The sequence below is a fragment of the Serinibacter salmoneus genome (assembly GCF_002563925.1).
GTDB lineage: Bacteria > Actinomycetota > Actinomycetes > Actinomycetales > Beutenbergiaceae > Serinibacter > Serinibacter salmoneus.
Map to the genome: position 1 here is coordinate 3,045,145 of NZ_PDJD01000001.1, position 20,940 is coordinate 3,066,084.

Here is a 20,940-nt window from a genome sequence, read left to right on the forward strand (position 1 = left end):
ACCCATCCGGGAATCTCAACCGCGGGAGCGTGTGGGTTCAACTCCCCCCTTGCGCACCACACACGAACGGCGGAATCCCAACGAAAACTGGGGTTCCGCCGTCGTCGTTCCCGGGGTGATGTACCAATCCGATGCGCCCTGCGCGCACCGCCCCGCCGGCGCGACCTAGTGCTGTGCCCACACCCCGAGCTCGTTGCCGCTGGGGTCGGTGAAGTGGAACCTGCGACCACCGGGGAAGGTATAAGGCTCCCGAAGGATCGCGCCACCGGCCGCGAGGATGGCACTCCGGGTGGCGTCCAGGTCCGCGGAGTAGAGCAGCACGAACGGCCCACCGAGCGGCCGCGGTTCCTCGGCCAGCAGGAGCCCCCCGACCTCGCTCCCGTCCCCGCGCGGGGAGGCGATCCCCGCGTAGCCGGGACCGTAGTCGACGAACACCCAGCCGAATGCGTCGGTGTAGAACCGCTTGGCGGCCTCGAGGTCGGTGACGACCAACTCGACGTAGTCGATGGAGTGGTGCAACGGTGAACTCGCCATTCGAACTCCCTTTTCGCGGATGGACACGTGACGGGGACGGAACCGGGCAACCCTGCGCCGGTTCCGCCCTCAGTCATAGCATCGGAGAGGTCGTGGCACGCCGTCGAGGCGCACAAATTTTAGTATTGCTCGAATGACACCCGCCCGAAGGTGTGGGGAAACCCCCACGGTGGCACGCCGCGGCCTAGGCTCGGGGTATGGCTACCCGCACCGTCATCGACACACTCTCCGACCTCAGTGGCGAGCCCGCCGAGCGCACGGTGACCTTCGCCGTCGGGAAGATCGCCTACGAGATCGACCTGACCGATCAGGAGGCGCGCGAGTTCCTCGAGGTGATGCAGCCGTACGTGAAGGCCGCCCGCAGCAACGGCCGTCGCTGACCGAGGCCGCCATGCGCGCGCACCTCGCGGGCATCGCCGCCGCGACGGCGCTCGTGGTGGCCGGATGCACGGGCTCCACCCCCGCGCAGACCACGAGCAGTGCCGGCGGCAGCGAGACAGCCCAGCGCCACCCCGACATCCTGGAGGTGGACCTGACCCGGACCGCACCGGAGACCTTCTCGGTCGCCGTGACAGTCTCCTCGCCCTACGACTCACCCTCCCGGTACGCCGACGGCTGGCGGGTGCTGGACGAGGACGGGGTCGTGCTCGGGGAGCACACCCTGACCCACGACCACGCCGGGGAACAGCCCTTCACCCGGACGCAGAGCGGCCTGACGATCCCCGACGACGTGGCCGAGGTCACCGTGGAAGGCCGGGATCAGGAGTACGGGTACGGAGGCGGGACGGTGACGGTCCCCGTCCCCCACGAGGCGACCTCCCCCTGACACCACCCCAGCCTTTGCGCTTACCTCACTCCTGCTGCGCCTTCACCCGGCTGCGTTCGCGCTGCCCGTGGGTCAGGCGGCGCACATCGGTGCTGTCGTCAAAGTTCGACCCGAGCGCCCCGGCCACCACGCCCATGGCCGCCGCCAGCACGGCGAGGCGGATGTAGGACGTCGCGGCCGGCACCTCACCCAGGACCTGCTCCATGAACGAGGCGTCGATCACCAGCAGCGCGGCCAGGAGGATGGCCACCACCATCACCGCGTACAGCGCCATGACGGCCAGCATGAGGGTCACCACGGTGGAGAGGTTGTACAGCAGCAGCACCGTGCTGCGGCGGGAGGTGACGGCCCTGTCCCACAGGCCGTTGGCCACGATGAGCCAGGTCACCATCACCAAGACGGCCATCACCGCAATCACACCGAGCCGCCACGGCGGAAGGCTGGAGGCCATCTGCCACGTCGAGCTGTAGAACACCCCGAACGCTCCCGTGGCCATCGCCGCCGCGAGCGCCCCGGACAGTCGTGGGATGGTCCGGGCGGGCTCGTTCGCCGCCACCATGCCCAGCACCAGGCGTGGGGCCCCGGTCAGGGTGTTGGCGCGCAGCATCGTGGAGCCGCGGTCCTCCCGGTCCCGCCACCCACTCCATCGCCGTTCGAAGTCCGAGGTGTCGGGGGCCGGTCGATCGGGCACGAGGCGGACCACGGTGGAGACCAGCACCTCTCGGATGCGGGTGTGCGTGGCCCAGGCGCCCAACGTGGGGCAGGAGACCACACCGACCCCCTCGGCCGGGAAGGCCTCGGCAATGAGGGGCTTGCCCTGTGAACGGCGCGGCACCTCGGTGAGCAGCAGCAGGGCGTCGCACCGTTCGTAGTGCTGGAGGAGCTCCTGTGCCGCGGGCGTATCGATGTCGCCGTGCGGCAACAGGCCCACGGGTTGTTCGGTCAGGCGTACGCTGACCGGCTCCCCGTACAGGTCGGTCAGCGTGGTCTCGAGATCCTCGCGCAGGGCGTGCGCGCGCCGCGCCGGGAGTCCCGGATCGGCGTCGATGATGACGGTGAGTGGGCTGGTCTCGGACACGGCGGTCTCCTCGCGGGGGGTCGAGGTGGCGCACGGGTGCGCGGGCGAATGTCACCGACCGTAGGCACGCGCGGGCGGTCGTGTCACCCCGGTGGCGCGAGATCGGCCGCGTCTCGCGGGCGCCGCCCGCAGCCCGAAGCCGCGACTCCGTGATCCGCGGCCTCGCTCTCGGCGGGGTGCCCCTCGCTGAGGGCGGTCCACCCGACCCTCATGGTGACGCTCCCATGCATCGCCGCAGGTCAAGTACGTACACCCCGCGGTCGCGATTCGGCGCCGGGACACGGTCCACCGCCCTCAGCGAGGGGTTCACCGCCCGTAGCGAGGACCGCCGATGCGTGCTGCGCCGAGGCGGACCGACGACTTCTCACCGAGGTCGATGCCACCACGCTGATCGTCAGCGGCGCCGCGCCCGGAGCGGCGCCCTTGAGTCGCTCCGCTCACACCGAGCGACCGACCACCCGTCCGCTGAACAGGCAGCCGCCGAGGAACGTGCCCGCCCCCGCGCCGGATGCGGTGGGGAACGTGATCGCGCGGCAGGCCGGCGACGCCCGCGGCCCCGGGCGCCGTGGCGTGCTGTCGCTGACCGTGTGGCCCGCGCTAGTGGTGCCGCTGCCAGCCCTCGGACTCTCGCTGCTGCTGGAGGGCGGCGACGTCGTAGCCGCCGGGATCCGCGCGTTCGGCTGGCAGGCGGGGCTGTCCACCGCCTACACCGCGCTGCTTTGCACGCTGGTCGGGTACGCGATCTTCAACACCCTGCTGGGCCGCCACCCCTCCGCGGCAGTGGTCCCGTGGGTGCTGCTGGCCCCGGTGGTGGCGATGGCCGGCGCCTCCCTGCTCCTGGCGCAGCGGCCCACGGCGGGCGAGGTCCTCGGCGGCGTGATCCTCCTGGTCGGTGTGCTGATCGCGACCCGCCCCGCGCGGCGCACCCGCACCCAGCCACCAGAGAGTCCCGTACCCACGAGAGAGTCTCCCGAGCAGACTCTTTCGCGCGAATCGGACTCTCTCGCCATCCGCCCCTCAGGAGTGCCACTCTGAGCCATGCGCTTCGCGATCGACGCACCCACCGCCCTACGGATCCTGCAGACCGGGGCGAGGCCCGCCGTCGGGCATCAGCTGGTCGGCGCCGCGGCGCTGCGCTCCCAGGTCATGGCGATCCTCTACCGGCGGGTACGCGCAGGCGAGATGGACGACGGCGCAGCCCGGGAAGCGCTGGAGTCCCTCGCCTCCCTGAAGGTCAGGTTGCTCGGGGACCGGGTCTCCCGCGCCCGCGCCTGGAACCTGGCGCGCACCCTTGACCTCGCTGATCCGGCCGATCTGGCCACAGCGGAGATCGTCGCCGTCGCCCTCCTGCAGGCCGATGTGCTGGTGACCGACGACAGTGCGCTCGCCGACCTCGCCCGCGCGGCCGAGGTCGAGGTGCTCGGGTGGGAGGGTTTCGTCAGCGCGTCACGCGCCGCATGAGTGCTGCGGAGGCTCGCTGGACTCGGCGCGCCATCCGTCGCCGCACTGCCAGGAGGACGGCTGTGGCCACGATCGCGATGAAGACGACGGCAGCGATCGATGGGCGGCGGCAGAAACGCCCGCACCCGGAAACGCATCTCCCCGGCGCGACATGGTCGCCGACGTCATGACCCCAGTGGCGGGCGGAATCGGCGCCGCGAGGTGCGCTGACGATGAGGTCCTCCCACCGAACAAATCAGGTTCGACTCTCGAATTCGCGAGAAGCCGCCACGATAGAGACTCGCTCGCACACCGAACTGGGCGCGCGCCACGGAGCCCTACCACGTAGGATCGCAATTGTGGGAGGACAGTTTCCGTTGTGACTGCGCTCGACGGTCACCGCAGCCATCAGGTCGGGACCACCGTGCGTTCACACCCGGACGAATTGGGGATGCAATGAGCGTGTGGACCATGGGCCAGATCGTCGAGGTCACCCAGGAGGGCAGCCCCCTCGTGCAACGTGGACGCATTACCCGGGTCGGTGTGCGGCGTATGAGCGTCGCGTTGATCGACCAGGACGGCCACGCCCTCGGCTCCTATCACTACCGCGTGACCGACGGACGGGAGGCGGGCGCACGACGCCACTTCCCGCTGCGGCGCGTTCGCCCTATCGGGGGTGCGTTCATCTCGCCGGCTCTCACGCGCGATCACCAGACGATCGCGGTTCGCTGACCACCGCTTCACAGGATCACCACCAACGCGCGCCGACTCCAGACGCCTACCGCGTCATAAAACGGTCGATAACCATTCAGGATGCGCTCATGCCCGCTCCGTTCTATCCTGACGCCCTGGCATGACGCGACCTGGCGTCAGGCCAGGGGGCAATCGATCAGGGGGCCCGAACCTGGGAGCCCCCCATGTCCAGCATCATTCGCACCCTCGCCACCCTCGCCGTCGCCGCCCTCGTCTCGGCCGCGCCGGCACCCCCCACCGCGGCCGTCACGACTGCTGCGATCACGAAGACGACAGTCTCCACCAGCGAGACGTCCCCCAACGACAGATTGAGACCCTGGACCCTCGCGGCCGGCGCAATCGAGCACGAGCGCGGACCCGACGGTTCCCACATCCTCACCGTGGATCTCGGTCGCATCCGCCCCGTCGTCGGCGTGGCCCTCGAGCCGAGCGACCTCGCCACCGACCTCCCCCTCGCCCAGTGGTCGGTGGAGGTGTCCTGGAGCGGGAAGACCTGGCACGAGGTCGACTCCGGAACTGGCCCCACCCTCAGGATCGACGCCTCCTTCCCCGACCGATGGGTCCAGTTCGTCCGCATCATCCTCCCCCAGGACGCCGATCCCGCATGGAGCGGCGCATCCGTTGACGTATTCCGCCCGGCGCGCCTCGGGACTCTCGACCCGGCCCCGCAGCCCCAACCGCACATCACACCCACACCCGAACCGGAACCGGAACCCAGTCAACAGGTGGGTTCCCTTCCCGTGGGTCAGGCCCGGTACCCCGTCCCTGCCGGCGCGATCTACGCCGTCGCCGACGGCGCCCAGACGGGGACCGGCACCAAGCAGCACCCCTACGGTTCCCTGCAGTACGCGATCGATCGGGCCTCCTCTGGTGACACGGTGGTGCTCCGAGCCGGGCACTATCACGAGACCACCCGTATCCCCTTCAACAAGGCCCTCACCATCCAGAACTACCCCGGCGAGGCGGTCTGGATCGACGGTAGTGAGCAACTCACCGGTTGGTCCCGCACCGGGGCCACGTGGTCGGTGCCCTGGGACCACGCCTTCGACACCCGCGTCTCACACACCTCGGGCAGGGACGAGACCAGCCGGTTCCTCGACCCGCGCTATCCCGCAGCCAATCTCCCGGAGGGTGTCTGGGTGAACGGGACAGCCCTGGAGCAGGTCACCTCACTCGGTGCCGTGGGCAGTGACACCTTCTACGTGGACCGCTCCGCCGGCAGGCTCCACATCGGCCGCAACCCCTCCGGTGTCACCATCGAGGCCACCACGTTGGCCAAGGCGCTGACGATCCACGGTGAGGGCTCGGTGATCCGCGGCATCGGCGTGCAGCGGTATGCCAACCACCTCGCGCTCATGGGGGCGGTCACTGCCGAGGTGAAGGACATCCGCATCGAGAACGTCGTGGTCCGCGACACCGCCACGGTCGGCCTGTACGGCTGGAACACCGGCAAGGTCTTCGACCGCGTGACCGTCAGCGGTAACGGCATGCTCGGCATGGGACTGAACGACTCCGACGGCGCCCTCATCACCGGGGTGCTGGCCACCGGGAACAACGCCGAGCGGTTCAAGGCCGAGCCGGTGGCGGGCGGCGCCAAGTTCACCACCAGCGACGACATGCTGATCCGGGACAGTTCGTTCAGCGAGAACGTCCACGCCGGCCTCTGGCTCGACGAGTTCGCGAACGACAGCGTGATCGTGCGCAACACGATCGAGGGGAACACGGGCACCGGCGTGCAGGTCGAACTGCTCACCGACGCGCTGCTCGCGGGCAACAGCGTCCACGACAACGGTGCCTACGGGGTCTCGATCGTGGACGCCTCGGACGTGACGATGTGGAACTCCACGGTGGTGTTCAACGGGAAGGGTCCGGTGCGCATGGCCCAGGACTCCCGATACTCCAGCGCCACCGACTGGTTCACGCGGGGGATCACGGTCCGCAACACCGTGCTCGGCCTGTCAGGTTCCTCGGCGCTGTGCCCGATCGTCTACGACGACCAGACCCGGTCACTGTTCCGCGCCGACCTGAGCCTGGACTTCGACCACAATCTCCTGCACCGGGACTCCGCGACCGCTCCGGAACGGATCACGTGCCTACCCAACGGCGCCAGTGGCCTCCAGGCCACTCGCACCCTCAGCCAGTTGCGGAGCATCGGGTGGGAGGCGAATGGCCACCTCGCCCACGGCAGTGAGGTCACCCTGGTACGGGGCGAGGCCGTCCCGACGGCGGTGGGCACGGCCCTGCCCGCGGACGTGGCCGAGATGATCGGCGCCGAACCGGGATCCACGATCGTGGGGGTGCCCTGGAGAAGCTGACCCGATCGACCCGAGGCGAACTGACGCGCCGCGGAGATCCTCCGCGGCGCGTCAGTCCCGCGCCACGTCCCTCTCACCCAGGAGCGGATCCGGCGGCTCGTCGGCACCGTTCGGCCAGGCGGCCCATGGCCTCGCGCAACGCCCCACCCTCGAGGACCTCCACATCGGCGCCGAGCGCCATCAGCCGGCGCGCAAGCTCATCGGCATCCGACCCACCGATGGTGAACCGGCACACTGCCGGACCGAGCGCCTCTATCCCGAGCGGGAATCCGATGCGTGAGCGCACCAGCTCCGCAGAGGCGTGCACCAGCACGACGGCGTGACAGGCCCAGGTGCCGCGGATCACGCTGCGGGTGACGTACTCGGCGGCATCGCCCCCGGGTACGGGGCGCGCGATGAACGTCGCACCGGTGGGCGCCGGGCGCGCCGCGCGATCCACCCGGAAGATGCGCCAGTCGTCCCGGTCGAGGTCCCACGCGAGCAGATACCACAGTTTTTCCCATCGGATGAGGCGATGTGGCTCCACATGACGCCCTCGCGTCTCCTCGTGCGGGCGGGTGTAGTCGAACCGGGTCCGCTCCCGTCCCCTGACGGCAGAGGCGAGGACACCGAGTGCGGGTAGGTCGATCCCGACGGCGGACCCACCGACCGTGCTCGTGGCGGCGCGGATCGCCGAGACGCGATGGCGCAGACGAGAGGGCATGACCTGTTCGAGCTTCGCCAGTGCAGTCAGGGAGGGGGACTCGACATCGATCCCTCCGCCCGCTGCAATCCCCAGCCCGATCGCCACGGCGACCGCTTCGTCGTCGTCCATCAGCAACGGCGGCATCGCGCTGCCCGCGCTCAGGCGGTAGCCACCGCCCAGACCGGGACGCGACTGAACGGGGTACCCCAAGCTGCGCAACTTTGCGACGTCGGCCCGCACCGTTCGAGTCGTGACATCGAGACGCTCGGCCAGCTCCGCGCTCGTCCACTCCCGCGGGCGCTGCAGGACGGAGAGCAGGCTCAGGAGCCGTGCGGAGGTCGCGAGCATGCCGACAGGTTCCCACACATTCAGGAACCTCCTCTTCCGCATTGCGTGGGAACGTGACCCCATGAGCCACCCCACGACGACACCCTTCCGCATCCAGATCCCCCAGGCCGCGCTGGACGACCTGCGCAATCGACTGGCGGCGACCCGATGGCCGCACCCGGTCCCGGGACGCGAGGACCGCACCGACTTCAGCCGCGGCATCCCACCGGCATACGTGCGCGAGCTCGCCGAGTACTGGAACCACGACTTCGACTGGCGCGCACAGGAGGAACGGCTCAACGAGCTCGCCCAGGTCACCACCACCGTCCAGGGGCAGAGCTTCCACGCCGTGCACGCGCGCTCGGCCAACCCCGCGGCCACGCCGCTCCTGCTCGTCCACGGATGGCCCGGATCGTTCGTGGAGTACCAGCGACTCCTGCCGCTGCTGACCGACGACTTCCACGTGGTGATCCCCTCACCACCGGGCTTCGCCTTCTCCACACCCCTGAGCTCCACCGGATGGGACCTGGCCCGCACAGCCGGCGCGTACGCGGACATCATGACCCGCCTGGGGTATCCCACGTTCGCCGCCCACGCCACGGACATGGGCACGGGAATCCTCGGCGAGCTCGCAACAGCACACCCGGAGCGGGTTTTCGCCGCCCATTACGCCGCTGAACAGCGCATCCTCGGCCTGGTGGGGACGATCTTCCCGGCCCCCACGGATCTGTCCGATCCCGAGCGTGAGGTCCTCGCCGGTAAGAACACCGAGGCGGCCGCCGATGCCGGCTATCTCGCGATGCAGCAGCACCGGCCGGACACGATCGGCGTCGCACTCACCGACTCCCCGGTCGCGCAGCTCGCGTGGATCGCCGAGAAGTTCCGGGCCCGTACGGCCGCCACGCCGGATGAGACGGTGAACCGGGACCAGCTCCTCACCCTGGTGAGCCTGTACTGGTTCACCCGCAGCGGGGAGTCGAGCGCACAGTTCTACTACGAGTCGGTCCACTCGGGCCGCCCCCCGAGCATGGGCGCTCCGGTGCGCACGGGATGGGCCGTCTTCGACTCCCACCCGCTGGTGCGACGCGTGATGGACCCCGCCGGCGCCGTCGACCACTGGAGCGACTCCACCGAGGGCGGGCACTTCCCCGCGATGGAGACCCCGGAGCTGCTCGCCCGGGACCTGCGCGACTTCCTGCGCTGAGCCGACAACGCCGATGGGGCCGCTCCGGTGTGGAGCGGCCCCATCGGCATACGATCGAGTGGGTGGAGCCAGCGGGACTCGAACCCGCAACCCCCTGCTTGCAAAGCAGGTGCGCTACCAATTGCGCCATGGCCCCTTGCCGCGATGGCTCGCGGCGGATGGGGAGAGTCTAGCCCTCGAGCGGATCGGTGATCTCGCGCCAGAGCTTGCGCTCCTCGCGCTCGGAGGCAGCCTCGCGAGCCACGATCACGGCGATGCCGGCGACCAGGGCGATCAGGAGAAACTTCTTCATCCGTCTACCTCCGAGAGAGTGGGCCTACCGCGACTCGAACGCGGGACCTCTTCCTTATCAGGGAAGCGCTCTAACCGACTGAGCTATAGGCCCTCATGGGTGACACCCGCGTGAGACTGGCTCGCAGGCGCCGGTCGAGATTACCTCACAACCGGCCCGGTTGCCAAAACGCGCACCACCCGGGCGGCTCAGTCGTCGGTGAGGGTGAGGTGCACCCCGCCGACGAGCGCCGCCACGATGTTGTACAGGAACGCCCCGAGGGCGGACAGCGCCGTCAACAGGGCCACGTTGATGATCGCGAAGATCGTGGCGAGCGACATGATGTTGCGCATCCGCAGGTACTCCAGCACGGTGCCGAACTGCGCCATCGCGTCGAGGTCGGTCACCAGGGACTCCAGGTCCGTGAACACGCCCATCGCGTTGAGAACCTGCCACGCCACCACGGTCGCCACCACCATGACGATCCCGGCGGCCACACTCAGCAGGAAGCCGAGCTTCATCACCGACCACGGGTCCACACGGGAGACGGACAGTCGCACCCGGCGCGCGGCGCCGGTGCTCCGCGGCGGCGGGCTCGGTTGCGTCTGTGCGGGTGCAGCGGAGCCACCGGAGGACTCGACGCGCGAACCCTGAGGCGGGATCGAGGGCGGATCCTCCTGGGCCGGCGACGCCGTGGCCGCCCAGGTCTCCTCGTTCGCCTTGCCGCTGGGTGCGCTGGGCGCCTCGCCGGACTCCTCGTCGCTGGGCACCTCGCGGCTCGGTGCCGTACCACTGCCGGCCGGGATCTTGACGGAGGTGCGCATCACAGGACGCACCGTGTTCTGGTCGTCCCCGCCTGTCGGCTCGCTCATGACGTCTCTTCCTCGTTCGGTGACCCACCCTCATCGGGAGTGGCCGTAGCCTCCGACGCTACGGTATCGCCGTCCGCCGCCTCGACCTGGGCTGCGGCCTGCGCTGCCTCCTCCACGGAATCCTCACCGGTGCCACGCTCACCGAGGGCGACCGCGATGATCCGGTCACCGTTGTCGGGCTTGGCGAAGGTGACGCCCTGGGTGTTGCGGCCGGTGATACCGACCTCCCCGACGGCGGAGCGCACCACCTTGCCGCGCTCCATGATCACGAGCACCTCGTCGTCCGGGTCGGCGACCAGGGCCCCGACCAGGGCGCCGCGGTCCTCGGTGACCTTGGCGACCTTGATGCCGTAGCCGCCTCGGCCCTGGATGCGGTACTCGCTCACCAGGGTGCGCTTGGCGAAGCCGCCGTCGGTCACCGTGAACAGGGTGGCGTCGTCGTGCACCACGTCCATCGAGAGCAGCTCATCGTCCTCGCGGAACTTCATCCCCGTCACCCCGGAGGTGCTGCGGGACATGGGCCGCAGGGCCTCGTCCGTGGCGGTGAACCGGATGGACTGCCCGAACCGGGATACCAACAGCAGATCCTGATCCGCGTTCACGAGCCGGGCGGCCACCACCTCGTCGATCTCGCCCGACTCATCGGTGCGCAGGTTGATGGCGATCACGCCCGCGGTGCGGGAGGAGTCGTACTCCGCCAGGCGGGTCTTCTTCACCAGACCGCGCTTGGTCGCCAGCACCAGGTACTCGGCCTGCGTGTAGTCCCGCAGCGCGAGCACGCTCGCAACCTCCTCACCCGGCTGGAAGGCCAGCAGGTTGGCGATGTGCTGCCCCTTGGAGTCGCGGCCACCCTCGGGCAGCTCGTACCCCTTGAGCCGGTACACCCGCCCCAGGTTGGTGAACACCAGCAGCCAGTTGTGCGTGGTGGTCACCATGAAGGTGCTGACCACGTCGTCCCCGCGCAGACTTGCGCCGCGCACACCCTTACCGCCCCGCCTCTGCGCGCGGTAGTTGTCGGTACGGGTGCGCTTGACGTATCCACCGCGGGTCATCGTCACCACGATGTCCTCGACAGGGATGAGGTCCTCGACGTTCATCTCGCCGTCGAAGGGCAGGATCGTGGAGCGGCGTTCGTCCCCGAACTTCTCCACGATCGCCGCGAGCTCCTCCGAGACGATCGTGCGCTGCCGCGCCGGGGTGGCGAGGATGGACTGGTAGTCCGTGATCTGCGCCTCGAGCTTGTCGTGGTCGTCGATGATCCGTTGCCGCTCCAACGCCGCGAGGCGCCGCAGCTGCATGTCCAGGATGGCGGTCGCCTGGATCTCGTCGATTCCCAGCAACGCCATCAAGCCACCGCGGGCCTCCTCGGCCGAGGGGGAACGCCGGATCAGCGCGATCACCTCGTCCAGGGCATCCAGCGCCTTGAGCAGGCCGCGCAGGATGTGGATGCGCTTCTCGGCCTCGTCCAGCAGGTACTGGGTGCGCCGGACGATGACCTCGATCTGGTGGTCCACCCAGTGCCGGATGAACGCGTCCAGGCTCAGCGTGCGGGGCACACCGTCCACCAGCGCCAACATGTTCGCGCCGAAGGTGTCCTGCAGCTGGGTGTGCTTGTAGAGGTTGTTCAGTACCACCTTGGCCACGGCGTCGCGCTTGAGCACGATGACGAGGCGCTGACCGGCGCGACCGGAGGTCTCATCACGCAGGTCGGCGATGCCGGCGATCTTGCCGTCGCGGACCAGTTCGGCGATCTTCGCGGCGAGCCGATCGGGGTTGACCTGGTACGGCAACTCGGTGACCACGAGGCACTGGCGGTTCTGGATCTCCTCGACCTCCACCACGGCGCGCATCGTGATCGAGCCACGGCCGGTGCGGTAGGCGTCCTCGATACCGCGCACCCCGAGTATCTGGGCACCGGTGGGGAAGTCCGGTCCCTTGATCCGCTGCAGCAGCGCGGCGAGCAGCTCGGAGTTGCTCGCGTCCGGGTTCTCCAGGAACCACTGCGCACCGGCAGCCACCTCGCGCAGATTGTGCGGCGGGATGTTCGTCGCCATACCCACGGCGATGCCGGCGCTGCCGTTGACCAGCAGATTGGGGTACCGGGCGGGCAGGACCAGCGGCTCGCGGGTGCGGCCGTCGTAGTTGTCCCCGAAGTCCACCGTGTTCTTGTCGATGTCGCGGACCATCTCCATGGCCAGCGGGGCGAGCTTGCACTCGGTGTACCGGGGGGCGGCGGCCTGATCATCACCGGCGGAGCCGAAGTTGCCCTGCCCCGTCACCAGTGGATAGCGCATCACCCAGGGCTGCACGAGCCGCACGAGGGTGTCGTAGATCGCGCTGTCGCCGTGCGGGTGGTAGTTCCCCATCACCTCGCCCACCACGCGGGTGCACTTGGAGAAGGAGGAGTCGGGGCGGTAGCCGCCGTCGAACATGGCGTACAGCACGCGGCGGTGCACCGGCTTGAGGCCGTCGCGCACCTCCGGGAGCGCGCGCCCCACGATCACGCTCATCGCGTAGTCGAGGTAGGAGCGCTGCATCTCCAACTGCAGGTCGACCTGCTCGACGCGGCCGCCGAACGCGGCACCCTCGGGCACCACGGGCTGGTTGTCGTCTGGAGGCTGAGTCACGGTGATCCTGTTCTGTCCCGGGAACGGTTGACGCTGGGGTGAGGAACTCGAGGGCTAGCCGGCGGCTAGATGTCGAGGAATCTCACGTCCCGGGCGTTGCGCTGGATGAAGGAACGGCGGGAGTCCACGTCCTCGCCCATGAGCACGGAGAAGATCTCGTCGGCCGCGGCCGCCTCACCGATCGTCACCTGCTTCAGCACGCGGGTCTCCGGGTCCATCGTGGTCTCCCACAGCTCGGAGTAGTTCATCTCACCGAGACCCTTGTACCGCTGGATGCCACCCTCCTTGGGCAGTCGGTAACCCTGCTCACGACCCATCGCCAGCAGCGCATCGCGCTCCCGGTCGGAGTAGGCGTACCCGTGGGCGGCATTGGTCCACTTGATCTTGTACAGCGGCGGCGCGGCGAGGTAGACGTACCCCTGCTCCACGAGCGGGCGCATGTAACGGAACAGCAGCGTGAGCAGGAGCGTGCAGATGTGCTGCCCGTCCACATCGGCATCCGCCATCAGCACGATCTTGTGGTACCGGAGCTTCTCGACGTCGAACTCCTCACCGATGCCCGTGCCGAACGCGGTGATGAGTGCCTGGACCTCCGCGTTGCCGAGCGCCCGGTCCAGCCGTGCCTTCTCCACGTTGAGGATCTTCCCGCGCAGCGGCAGGATCGCCTGCGTCTCGGGATTGCGACCCTGCACGGCGCTGCCGCCGGCGGAGTCGCCCTCCACGATGAAGACCTCCGAACGGCTCGCGTCCCGGCTGGAGCAGTCCTTCAGCTTGCCCGGCATGCCCACACCCTCGAGCAGACCCTTGCGGCGGGTGGCCTCACGTGCCTTACGCGCCGCCATCCGGGCCTGAGAGGCCTGGATCGCCTTGCGCACGATCTCCTTGGCCTCGTTCGGGTGGGAGTCCAGCCAGTCACCGAAGTGCTCGTAGACCACCTTCTGGGTGAAGGAACGCGCTTCCGTGTTCCCCAGTTTCGTCTTGGTCTGCCCCTCGAACTGGGGTTCACCCAGCTTGATGGAGATGACGGCGGTGAGTCCCTCGCGGATGTCGTCGCCCGTGAGGTTCTCGTCCTTCTCCCGCAGCAGGTTCTTCTCCCGGCCGTAGCGATTGACCAGGGTGGTCAGCGCGGCGCGGAAACCCTCCTCGTGGGTGCCACCCTCGGAAGTGTTGATGGTGTTGGCGTAGGTGTGGATCGACTCGTTGTAGGCCGTGGTCCACTGCATCGCCACCTCCAGGGAGATGGTCGCCTCGGGGTTCTCCGCCTCGAAGTCCACGATCTCCGCGTTGACGACCTCGGCCTTCTTCGCGGAGTTCAGGTGCTTGACGTAGTCCACCAGTCCGCCGTCGTAGCGATAGGTGACGGTGCGGTGCTTGGGCTCGGGGGCGGTCGACTCACTCGCGCCCTGCCCATCGGCGGAGGCCGACCCGGCCGAGGGCGCGTCGTCCTCGGCCACCTCGTCGTCGGTGTCCGCGGTGCGCTCGTCGGTCAGCGTGATCTGCAACCCCTTGTTGAGGAACGCCATCTGCTGGAACCGGGTGCGCAGCGTCTCGAAGCTGTAGGTGGTGGTCTCGAAGATCTCCGGGTCCGCCCAGAAGGTCTGGGTGGTGCCGGTGACGCTGCTGGGCTCACCCCGCACGATCTCGCCCTGCGGCTTGCCGCCGTCGGCGAAGGAGAGGGACCAGGTGTAGCCGTCGCGCTGCACCACCGACTCCATCCGGGTGGACAGCGCGTTCACCACGGACATGCCCACGCCGTGCAGGCCGCCCGAGACCGCGTACCCGCCGCCGCCGAACTTCCCGCCGGCGTGCAGGATCGTCATGACGACCTCGAGGGTCGGCTTTCCCTCGGTGGGGTGGATCGCCACGGGGATGCCGCGGCCGTTGTCCACCACCCGCACGCCACCATCGGCGAGCAGGGTCACCTCGATGTGGTCGCAGTAGCCGGCCAGGGCCTCGTCCACGGAGTTGTCCACGATCTCGTAGACGAGGTGATGCAGACCGCGTTCACCGGTGGACCCGATGTACATGCCGGGGCGCTTGCGGACGGCCTCCAGGCCCTCCAGCACCGTGATGTTCTGGGCGTCGTACCCTCCGGGCGCCACCGCGGGCGGGGTCACCTCGGCGGCTGCGGGCACGTCGGCGTTCTCCGGCGTCGGATCCGTCACGTAAGTCCTTCGATCGCTGGGCGGGCACGCGACGGTGGGCACAGCCGTGCCCGGGACGCGTGCAGACCCCCTCGCGGCGAGCGCCCTGGCGGACACCCACGACACGCCGAAGCGGTCAGGGGAACTCCTACTGGCTGATTCTACCCCTCAGAGCGCCAGAAACGCCCCCCAGGCGCGCAAGGAGGTGTGGATCCGGGAGGGACCGAGGGGCAGGCGCTGTGCGCCTGCCAGATCGGCACCCAGCGCCATGCACCCATTCGCGTCAGGCGTGCTCAGCCGTAGGTGTCCCGGGGTCCACGGCCCTTGACCACCCGGTTCCCGTAGCGCCAGGTGGGAGCACCCGGGCCGATGATCGTGATCTCCTGGACGACGCCGTCGCCCACCTCCTCGGCGATCCGCCGCTCGATCTGGGGAAGCAGCAGGCGCAACTGCGTTGCCCACGCCGTGGAGGAGGCTCGGACCACCAGCCGGCCGTCGGTGAAGGTCTCCGGCGTGGCGTGCTCGGCGACCTCTCGGCCCACCACCTGGGGCCAGCGCGCCGTCACACCGCCGACCGAGAGCTCGCTGGACCACTCGCGGGCGGCCACCAGGCGCTTCAGGGCCTCACCCACTGCCTGCGGGTCACGGGAGCGGGTCACGGGGAACCCGGGCCCGGTCCCGGGGGTGCGTGTGGCGCGCCGGCGCCCAGGCGCGCCCGGTCGCAGACCCTTGTCTCGCGCCACAGCGCGGGCCCGCGCCAGCGCGGCGGCCGCAGCATCATCGAGGCCGCGCACCTGACCGGTGCGGGTGGAGTCTCCGGTCGGCTCGGGCTGCTCCTCACAGGACACGCGTCACCTCACCACCCATCACGTCGAATCGTGCGCCCTCGAGCTCGGCCGGCACATCCTCGGCCACGGCGGCCGTGATGAGCACCTGCTCCGCGGGTGCCACCAGCCTCGCCAGGGCGGTGCGCCGCCGGGCGTCGAGCTCGGCGAACACGTCGTCCAGGATGAGAATGGGGTCACCACCCTGCCAACCGTCGTCGTCGCGCAGCAGTTCGAAGGCGCCCAACCGCAGTGCGAGCGCCACGGACCAGGTCTCGCCGTGGGAGGCGTAGCCCTTCACGGGCAGGCCGCCCAGGTGGAGCAGGAGGTCGTCCCGGTGCGGCCCCACCAGGCAGACCCCCCGCTCCAGTTCCTTGGCCCGCAGCCGCGCCATCGCCTCCAGGAGCTGCGCCTGGACGAGGTCGGAGCGCAGCAGTTCCTCCTCCTGTGCGGCGAGCGCGGCCGCATCACCCGTCCCGGTGGCCACACCGCCATCGACGACGTCGGGTGCGTCCTGCGGACGGGCGGCCACCAGACTGCTGCGGTAGGCGAGGGTGGCGGCGCCCTGCGCCGAACTGACCTGCTCGTAGGCGCGGGCCACGTGGGGCCGCAGCGCCTGCACCAGCCGCATCCGCGCGGCGATCAACTGCGAGCCTGCGGCCGCGAGCTGCGCGTCCCACACATCCAGGGTGCGCAACGCCGAGGAACTCGCGCCGCCCCCGTCACCACTGGACTCGCTCCCGCCGCCACCGCGCCGGGCCCTGCGCACGGCACCTGCCGACTTCAGCAGGCTGGTGCGCTGGCGCAGCACCCGCTCGTAATCAGCCCGGACCGCACCGATCCGGGGGGAGAGCTGCACCAGGAGATCGTCCAGGAAACGACGGCGCACATCCGGATCCCCCTTGACCAGCGCCAGGTCCTCGGGTGCGAACACGACCGAGCGCACCACGCCGGCCACCTCCCGCACCCGGGAGACCGGTGCGCGGTCCAGGCGGGCGCGGTTCGCCCGACCCGCGTTCAGTTCCACCTCCACGACCGTTCCGCGCCCCTCCCGCTGCACCCGGGACTGGATCACTGCGCGTGAACACCCCTGGCGGATCAGTGGGGCATCGGAGGAGACCCGATGGGAGGAGAACGCGGCCAGGTACCCGATCGCCTCGACCAGGTTGGTCTTGCCCTGGCCGTTGGGACCCACCAGGGCCGTGATCCCTGGCGGCACCTGCACGGCGACGGACTCATAGGAGCGGAAGTCCGTCAGTGCGAGGTCACTGAGGTACATGCCATCCCTTCTCGGCCCGCGGTCTGCGACCGCAGGTGTCAGCCGGGACTCAGCCGGCGAAGCGGATCGGCTGGATCAGGTACTGGAAGGAGTCGTCCACCGCGGAGTCGGCCTCGGCCAGGCCGGTGATCACCGACGGCTTGGTCCCGTGGGTGAACGCGATCCGGGTGTAGTCCGTACCGACCGCACCCAGGGCGTCCAGCAGGTAGCCCGGGTTGTAGGCCGTGGTGATCGCCTCGCCGTCGAGCTGGGCCTCCACGGCCTCGGAGGCCTGGGCGTCCTCGCCCTGCCCGGCCTCGAGGATCGCCTGACCCTCGGAGAACTCCAACCGGATCGGGGTGTTGCGCTCGGCCACGAGGGCCACGCGGCGGGCCGCCTCGATCAGTGCAGCGGTCGGGACCACGGCGTGGGATGTGGTGCTCTCGGGGAAGAGTCGACGCACGGGTGGGTACTCGCCGTCCACGAGCAAGGAGGTGGTGCGGCGCCCGCCGGCCTCGAAGCCGACGATCTCGGTGCCGACCCCGGTGGGCAGGGACAGGCTGAGCGAACCGGAGCTGGTGAGTGACTTCGCGACCTCGGACAGCGTGCGGGCGCGCACCAACGCGCTGGCACTCACACCGGTGGTCGCCGGGTGCCACGGGATCTCGCGCATCGCGAGCCGGTAGCGGTCGGTGGCCAGGAGGGTGAGGGTGTCGTCCTCGATCTCCAGGCGCACACCGGTCAACAGCGGGAGGGTCTCGTCCTTGCTCGCGGCGATCGTCACCTGGGCCACGGCCTGCGCGAACACCCCGGCATCGATGGTCCCCGAGGCGGGCGGCAGTGCCGGGAGCTTCGGGTAGTCCTCGATCGGCATCGTCAGGAGCGTGAAGCGACTGGATCCGCAGGTCAGCACGACCCGGGTGCCCTCGAGGCTCACCTCGACCGGCTTGGCGGGCAGCGATCGGGAGATCTCCGCGAGCAGCCGCCCGGAGACCAGCATGGTGCCGACCTCGGTCACCTCAGCGGCGACCTCACACACCGCGGAGACCTCGTAGTCGAAAGCGGACAGGGAGAGCACACCGGAGGCGGATGCCTCCAGACGGATGCCGGCGAGGACCGGGATGCTCGGGCGGTTGGGCAGGGACCGAGCCGTCCACGTCACGGCCTCGGCGAGCACGTCACGCTCGACGGTGAACTTCACGGTGGTGCACCTTCCTGGGGACCTGTGGGGTTGCGTCGGCAGCGCACCGAAGTCGGCACGCGCCACCCACACCCTAGCCGCCCGATCGGGGATCCGTGGCGCGTTCGTCCACGGTCGACCTGATGGTGACACCGCCGGCAGGGAGGATCACGATCACCGGGCAGTGGTGATGCACAGGCATTCGTCCAGGAGATGAGTTAGTCGTAGTCGTAGGGGGTGTGGATGCTGGGGACGACCGGCATCGGCGCAGGTCGCATCGAGTGTCGGCATGTGGAACTACAGCGGTGGAAGTTGTGGTCGAACCGGCGGCGTACGTGGATACAGGTGAATGACATGGCGTGGATTCCCCAGCCACCCCCGGGTGCCGTCCACGGGGCGCCCCCAGTTGTCCACGGCTGTCCCCAGGGTTATCCACACCTGTGCACTCAAGTGGGGGTTGAGGGTTGGCGGGGTCAGGCCTTGTTCTGCTGCTTGATCCGGTTGGTCAACTCCGTCACCTGCGTGAAGGTGGCACGGTTCTTGGCCATCAGCTCACGGATCTTGCGGTCCGCGTGCATCACGGTGGTGTGGTCACGACCCCCGAAGATCTGGCCGATCTTGGGCAGGGAGAGGTCGGTGAGCTCGCGGCACAGGTACATCGCGATCTGCCGTGCGTTCACCAGCACGCGGGTGCGGTCGGCGCTGCGCAGGGCCTCCAGGGTGACGCCGAAGTACTCCGAGGTCTGGGCCATGATCATCGCCGGGGTGATCTCCGGGTCACCGTCCTGCGTGATGAGGTCCTTGAGCACCATCTCGGCGAGGGAGAGGTCCACGGTCTGACCGTTCAGGTTCGCGAACGCCGTGACGCGGATCAGCGCACCCTCCAGTTCACGGATGTTGGTCGAGATGCGCGAGGCAATGTAGCTGAGCACGTCGTCCGGGGCCGAGAGCTGCTCGCGGCCGGCCTTCTTGCGCAGGATCGCGATGCGGGTCTCCAGGTCCGGCGGTTGGATGTCGGTGATCAGCCCCCACTCGAAGCGGCTGCGCATCCGGTCGGCGAACCCGTCGAGGTACTTGGGTGCGACATCGGAGGTGATGACGACCTGCTTGTTGGCGTTGTGCAGCGCGTTGAAGGTGTGGAAGAACTCCTCCATCGTCTCGTTCTTGCCCTGCAGGAACTGGATGTCGTCCACCAGGAGCACGTCAACGCTGCGGTACCGGCGCTGGAAGGACTCCGCCTTGTCGTCGCGGATGGAGTTGATGAAGTCGTTGGTGAACTCCTCGGAGTTCACGTAGCGCACCCGTACCCCTGGGTAGAGGCGTTGGGCGTAGTGCCCGATGGCGTGGAGCAGGTGGGTCTTGCCGAGCCCGGAGTCCCCGTAGATGAACAGGGGGTTGTAGGCCTTGGCAGGTGCTTCGGCCACGGCGAAGGCGGCCGCGTTGGCGAACCGGTTGCTGGCTCCCGTGACGAAGGTGTCGAACGTGTAGGCCTGGTTGAGTCGCGCGGCATCGGGTCCGTCGTTGCCGGAGTTGGCCACGGGTCCGGTGAACTGGGAGCGCCGCGACTCGGTCTGGATGTCCTGCAGCGTGGCGCCGTACTCGCTGTATCCCTCCCGTCCCGGTCCTCGCCGCTGCGGGGGTTCGGGGCGTGAGGGAGCCGGCGGGGCCTCGGCGGGTCCGGGCTCGGCCGCCGGGTCGTTCTCCAGGAGGGCGGGATCGACCGAGACGGCGAAGGTGAGCTGCTCACCGAACGCCGATTCGAGCGCCGCGTTGATCGGTTCGCGTGCCCGGGTCTCCAGGAAATCGCGCGTGAAGGTACTCGGGACCGCCACCAGCAAGGTCCCGTTGATGACGCCGAGCGGCCGGGTCTGGCGCACGAAGGCGAGCTGGGATGCGCCCAGCGACTCCGTGAGGATCTCGACGGCGGTGTCCCACCTGGTCTGTAGGGTCTCGTCGGTGGTGTCGTCGCCGTGCGCTGTCATCGCGCTATTGTCCCCTCGATCCGTCCGGTTGCCCACAGCCTGTGGACAACGATGTGGGTTTCTGTCGCTCCGCACGGGCGTAGGGGTGGTCGTGTTGACCTTCCGTGGCACGTGCCAGGCCTTTCGTTGACCTGTCCCAGGGCTGAGCGGTCTGTGCGGCACGATGATATCCACAGCCTGGGGGTATCCCTGGGAATCCAGCCGGTTCGCCGACGGCGCCGCCCCCACGGTGCATGACCGCGGAGCCAGCCGGGTGTTTCCAGGCGCCGACCTCGGCGCCTGTGGCATCTCGAGTCGGCCTGAGGAGTGCCCGACTTGACCGCAGGCGCTGCTGCGCGTACCGTTTCATGGTCGCGTCGAGCGCGCCGACCTTCTGCCTGCGCACAGTGGGAAAGGTTGGACGTAGGGTTCAGGGTAGGCGCAACCCCTGACGCGACACCACCGCCGCGCCACCGAACAATCTATGAGTGGGAGTTCCCGTGAGCAAGCGGACCTTTCAGCCGAACAACCGGCGACGTGCCAAGGTGCACGGTTTCCGTCTGCGCATGCGGACCCGTGCGGGTCGAGCGATCGTGAGTGCTCGTCGCCGCAAGGGCCGTGAGTCGCTGACTGCCTGAGCC

19 protein-coding genes and 2 tRNA genes are annotated in these 20,940 nt (G+C 69.2%); 8 read left to right on the forward strand and 13 right to left on the reverse strand.

The features are described 5' to 3' along the window. Nucleotides 1–165: 165 nt before the first annotated feature. Entirely contained in the window at nucleotides 166–534 is a 369-nt protein-coding gene (locus tag ATL40_RS13580; protein WP_098470014.1) for a VOC family protein, read from the reverse strand. Nucleotides 535–731: 197 nt separating this feature from the next. Between ATL40_RS13580 and ATL40_RS13585 the strand changes: the two genes are divergently transcribed. Then, nucleotides 732–914, forward strand: coding sequence for an Lsr2 dimerization domain-containing protein (locus ATL40_RS13585; protein WP_098470015.1), 183 nt, complete (start codon nucleotides 732–734; stop codon nucleotides 912–914). Between the two features lie 11 nt (nucleotides 915–925). Beyond that, nucleotides 926–1,360, forward strand: coding sequence for a hypothetical protein (locus ATL40_RS13590; protein WP_098470016.1), 435 nt, complete (start codon nucleotides 926–928; stop codon nucleotides 1,358–1,360). A 25-nt stretch (nucleotides 1,361–1,385) separates the two neighbouring features. Here ATL40_RS13590 and ATL40_RS13595 read toward each other — a convergent pair whose 3' ends face one another. After that, nucleotides 1,386–2,438, reverse strand: a complete 1,053-nt coding sequence (locus ATL40_RS13595; RefSeq protein WP_245867126.1) for a hypothetical protein — start codon at nucleotides 2,436–2,438, stop codon at nucleotides 1,386–1,388. Nucleotides 2,439–2,927: 489 nt separating this feature from the next. Between ATL40_RS13595 and ATL40_RS13600 the strand changes: the two genes are divergently transcribed. From ATL40_RS13600 to ATL40_RS13615, 4 genes are all read left to right on the forward strand, one after another. Continuing rightward, a complete protein-coding gene (locus ATL40_RS13600) occupies nucleotides 2,928–3,473 on the forward strand; it encodes an EamA family transporter (RefSeq protein WP_245867128.1) in 546 nt (181 codons plus the stop codon). A 3-nt stretch (nucleotides 3,474–3,476) separates the two neighbouring features. After that, a complete protein-coding gene (locus tag ATL40_RS13605; protein ID WP_098470018.1) occupies nucleotides 3,477–3,899 on the forward strand; it encodes a PIN domain-containing protein in 423 nt (140 codons plus the stop codon). A 435-nt stretch (nucleotides 3,900–4,334) separates the two neighbouring features. Further along, nucleotides 4,335–4,610: a hypothetical protein gene (locus tag ATL40_RS13610; RefSeq protein WP_098470019.1), complete on the forward strand. Its 276-nt coding sequence runs from the start codon at nucleotides 4,335–4,337 to the stop codon at nucleotides 4,608–4,610. Nucleotides 4,611–4,795: 185 nt separating this feature from the next. Then, entirely contained in the window at nucleotides 4,796–6,946 is a 2,151-nt protein-coding gene (locus tag ATL40_RS13615) for a right-handed parallel beta-helix repeat-containing protein (RefSeq protein ID WP_098470020.1), read from the forward strand. A gap of 73 nt (nucleotides 6,947–7,019) precedes the next feature. On the opposite strand, the gene ATL40_RS13620 is transcribed toward ATL40_RS13615, so the two are convergent. After that, nucleotides 7,020–7,979 (reverse strand): helix-turn-helix transcriptional regulator, encoded by a 960-nt coding sequence (locus tag ATL40_RS13620; RefSeq protein WP_098470021.1) that lies wholly within the window; start codon nucleotides 7,977–7,979, stop codon nucleotides 7,020–7,022. A 61-nt stretch (nucleotides 7,980–8,040) separates the two neighbouring features. Here ATL40_RS13620 and ATL40_RS13625 point away from each other — a divergent pair, with 61 nt between their 5' ends. Then, nucleotides 8,041–9,162: an epoxide hydrolase family protein gene (locus ATL40_RS13625; RefSeq protein ID WP_098470022.1), complete on the forward strand. Its 1,122-nt coding sequence runs from the start codon at nucleotides 8,041–8,043 to the stop codon at nucleotides 9,160–9,162. Between the two features lie 63 nt (nucleotides 9,163–9,225). Here ATL40_RS13625 and ATL40_RS13630 read toward each other — a convergent pair. The 10 genes from ATL40_RS13630 to dnaA form a co-directional block, all read right to left on the reverse strand. Next, a tRNA-Ala gene (locus tag ATL40_RS13630) sits at nucleotides 9,226–9,298 on the reverse strand. A gap of 33 nt (nucleotides 9,299–9,331) precedes the next feature. Further along, nucleotides 9,332–9,454, reverse strand: a complete 123-nt coding sequence (locus ATL40_RS15265) for a DLW-39 family protein (protein ID WP_211283131.1) — start codon at nucleotides 9,452–9,454, stop codon at nucleotides 9,332–9,334. A 19-nt stretch (nucleotides 9,455–9,473) separates the two neighbouring features. After that, nucleotides 9,474–9,547: transfer RNA gene (locus tag ATL40_RS13635), tRNA-Ile, on the reverse strand. Nucleotides 9,548–9,642: 95 nt separating this feature from the next. Further along, nucleotides 9,643–10,305 (reverse strand): DUF3566 domain-containing protein, encoded by a 663-nt coding sequence (locus ATL40_RS15270; protein WP_245867130.1) that lies wholly within the window; start codon nucleotides 10,303–10,305, stop codon nucleotides 9,643–9,645. After that, the gene (gene gyrA, locus ATL40_RS13645; RefSeq protein WP_342747625.1) at nucleotides 10,302–12,932 is read right to left on the reverse strand and encodes a DNA gyrase subunit A; all 2,631 of its coding nucleotides are present in this window, start codon (nucleotides 12,930–12,932) and stop codon (nucleotides 10,302–10,304) included. Before gyrA ends, ATL40_RS15270 begins: the two co-directional genes overlap by 4 nt. 65 nt (nucleotides 12,933–12,997) lie before the next feature. Beyond that, nucleotides 12,998–15,097: a DNA topoisomerase (ATP-hydrolyzing) subunit B gene (gene gyrB, locus ATL40_RS13650; RefSeq protein ID WP_098470023.1), complete on the reverse strand. Its 2,100-nt coding sequence runs from the start codon at nucleotides 15,095–15,097 to the stop codon at nucleotides 12,998–13,000. Nucleotides 15,098–15,369: 272 nt separating this feature from the next. Then, on the reverse strand, nucleotides 15,370–15,924 hold the full coding sequence (locus ATL40_RS13655) for a DciA family protein (RefSeq protein ID WP_245867132.1): 555 nt from the start codon (nucleotides 15,922–15,924) through the stop codon (nucleotides 15,370–15,372). Then, the gene (gene recF, locus ATL40_RS13660) at nucleotides 15,914–17,179 is read right to left on the reverse strand and encodes a DNA replication/repair protein RecF (RefSeq protein WP_098470024.1); all 1,266 of its coding nucleotides are present in this window, start codon (nucleotides 17,177–17,179) and stop codon (nucleotides 15,914–15,916) included. Before recF ends, ATL40_RS13655 begins: the two co-directional genes overlap by 11 nt. A gap of 49 nt (nucleotides 17,180–17,228) precedes the next feature. Next, a complete protein-coding gene (gene dnaN, locus ATL40_RS13665; RefSeq protein WP_098470025.1) occupies nucleotides 17,229–18,359 on the reverse strand; it encodes a DNA polymerase III subunit beta in 1,131 nt (376 codons plus the stop codon). Between the two features lie 452 nt (nucleotides 18,360–18,811). Continuing rightward, nucleotides 18,812–20,320 (reverse strand): chromosomal replication initiator protein DnaA, encoded by a 1,509-nt coding sequence (gene dnaA, locus ATL40_RS13670; protein ID WP_098470026.1) that lies wholly within the window; start codon nucleotides 20,318–20,320, stop codon nucleotides 18,812–18,814. Between the two features lie 479 nt (nucleotides 20,321–20,799). Here dnaA and rpmH point away from each other — a divergent pair, with 479 nt between their 5' ends. Beyond that, on the forward strand, nucleotides 20,800–20,937 hold the full coding sequence (gene rpmH / locus ATL40_RS13675; protein WP_098470027.1) for a 50S ribosomal protein L34: 138 nt from the start codon (nucleotides 20,800–20,802) through the stop codon (nucleotides 20,935–20,937). The last annotated feature ends 3 nt before the right edge of the window (nucleotides 20,938–20,940 follow it).

Coding starts and splice junctions, on each gene's coding strand:
- ATL40_RS13580 (WP_098470014.1), bottom strand. CDS start 534: ATGGCGAGTTCACCGTTGCACCACTCCATCGACTACGTCGAGTTGGTC.
- ATL40_RS13585 (WP_098470015.1), top strand. CDS start 732: ATGGCTACCCGCACCGTCATCGACACACTCTCCGACCTCAGTGGCGAG.
- ATL40_RS13590 (WP_098470016.1), top strand. CDS start 926: ATGCGCGCGCACCTCGCGGGCATCGCCGCCGCGACGGCGCTCGTGGTG.
- ATL40_RS13605 (WP_098470018.1), top strand. CDS start 3,477: ATGCGCTTCGCGATCGACGCACCCACCGCCCTACGGATCCTGCAGACC.
- ATL40_RS13610 (WP_098470019.1), top strand. CDS start 4,335: ATGAGCGTGTGGACCATGGGCCAGATCGTCGAGGTCACCCAGGAGGGC.
- ATL40_RS13615 (WP_098470020.1), top strand. CDS start 4,796: ATGTCCAGCATCATTCGCACCCTCGCCACCCTCGCCGTCGCCGCCCTC.
- ATL40_RS13620 (WP_098470021.1), bottom strand. CDS start 7,979: ATGCTCGCGACCTCCGCACGGCTCCTGAGCCTGCTCTCCGTCCTGCAG.
- ATL40_RS13625 (WP_098470022.1), top strand. CDS start 8,041: ATGAGCCACCCCACGACGACACCCTTCCGCATCCAGATCCCCCAGGCC.
- ATL40_RS15265 (WP_211283131.1), bottom strand. CDS start 9,454: ATGAAGAAGTTTCTCCTGATCGCCCTGGTCGCCGGCATCGCCGTGATC.
- ATL40_RS15270 (WP_245867130.1), bottom strand. CDS start 10,305: ATGAGCGAGCCGACAGGCGGGGACGACCAGAACACGGTGCGTCCTGTG.
- recF (WP_098470024.1), bottom strand. CDS start 17,179: ATGTACCTCAGTGACCTCGCACTGACGGACTTCCGCTCCTATGAGTCC.
- dnaA (WP_098470026.1), bottom strand. CDS start 20,320: ATGACAGCGCACGGCGACGACACCACCGACGAGACCCTACAGACCAGG.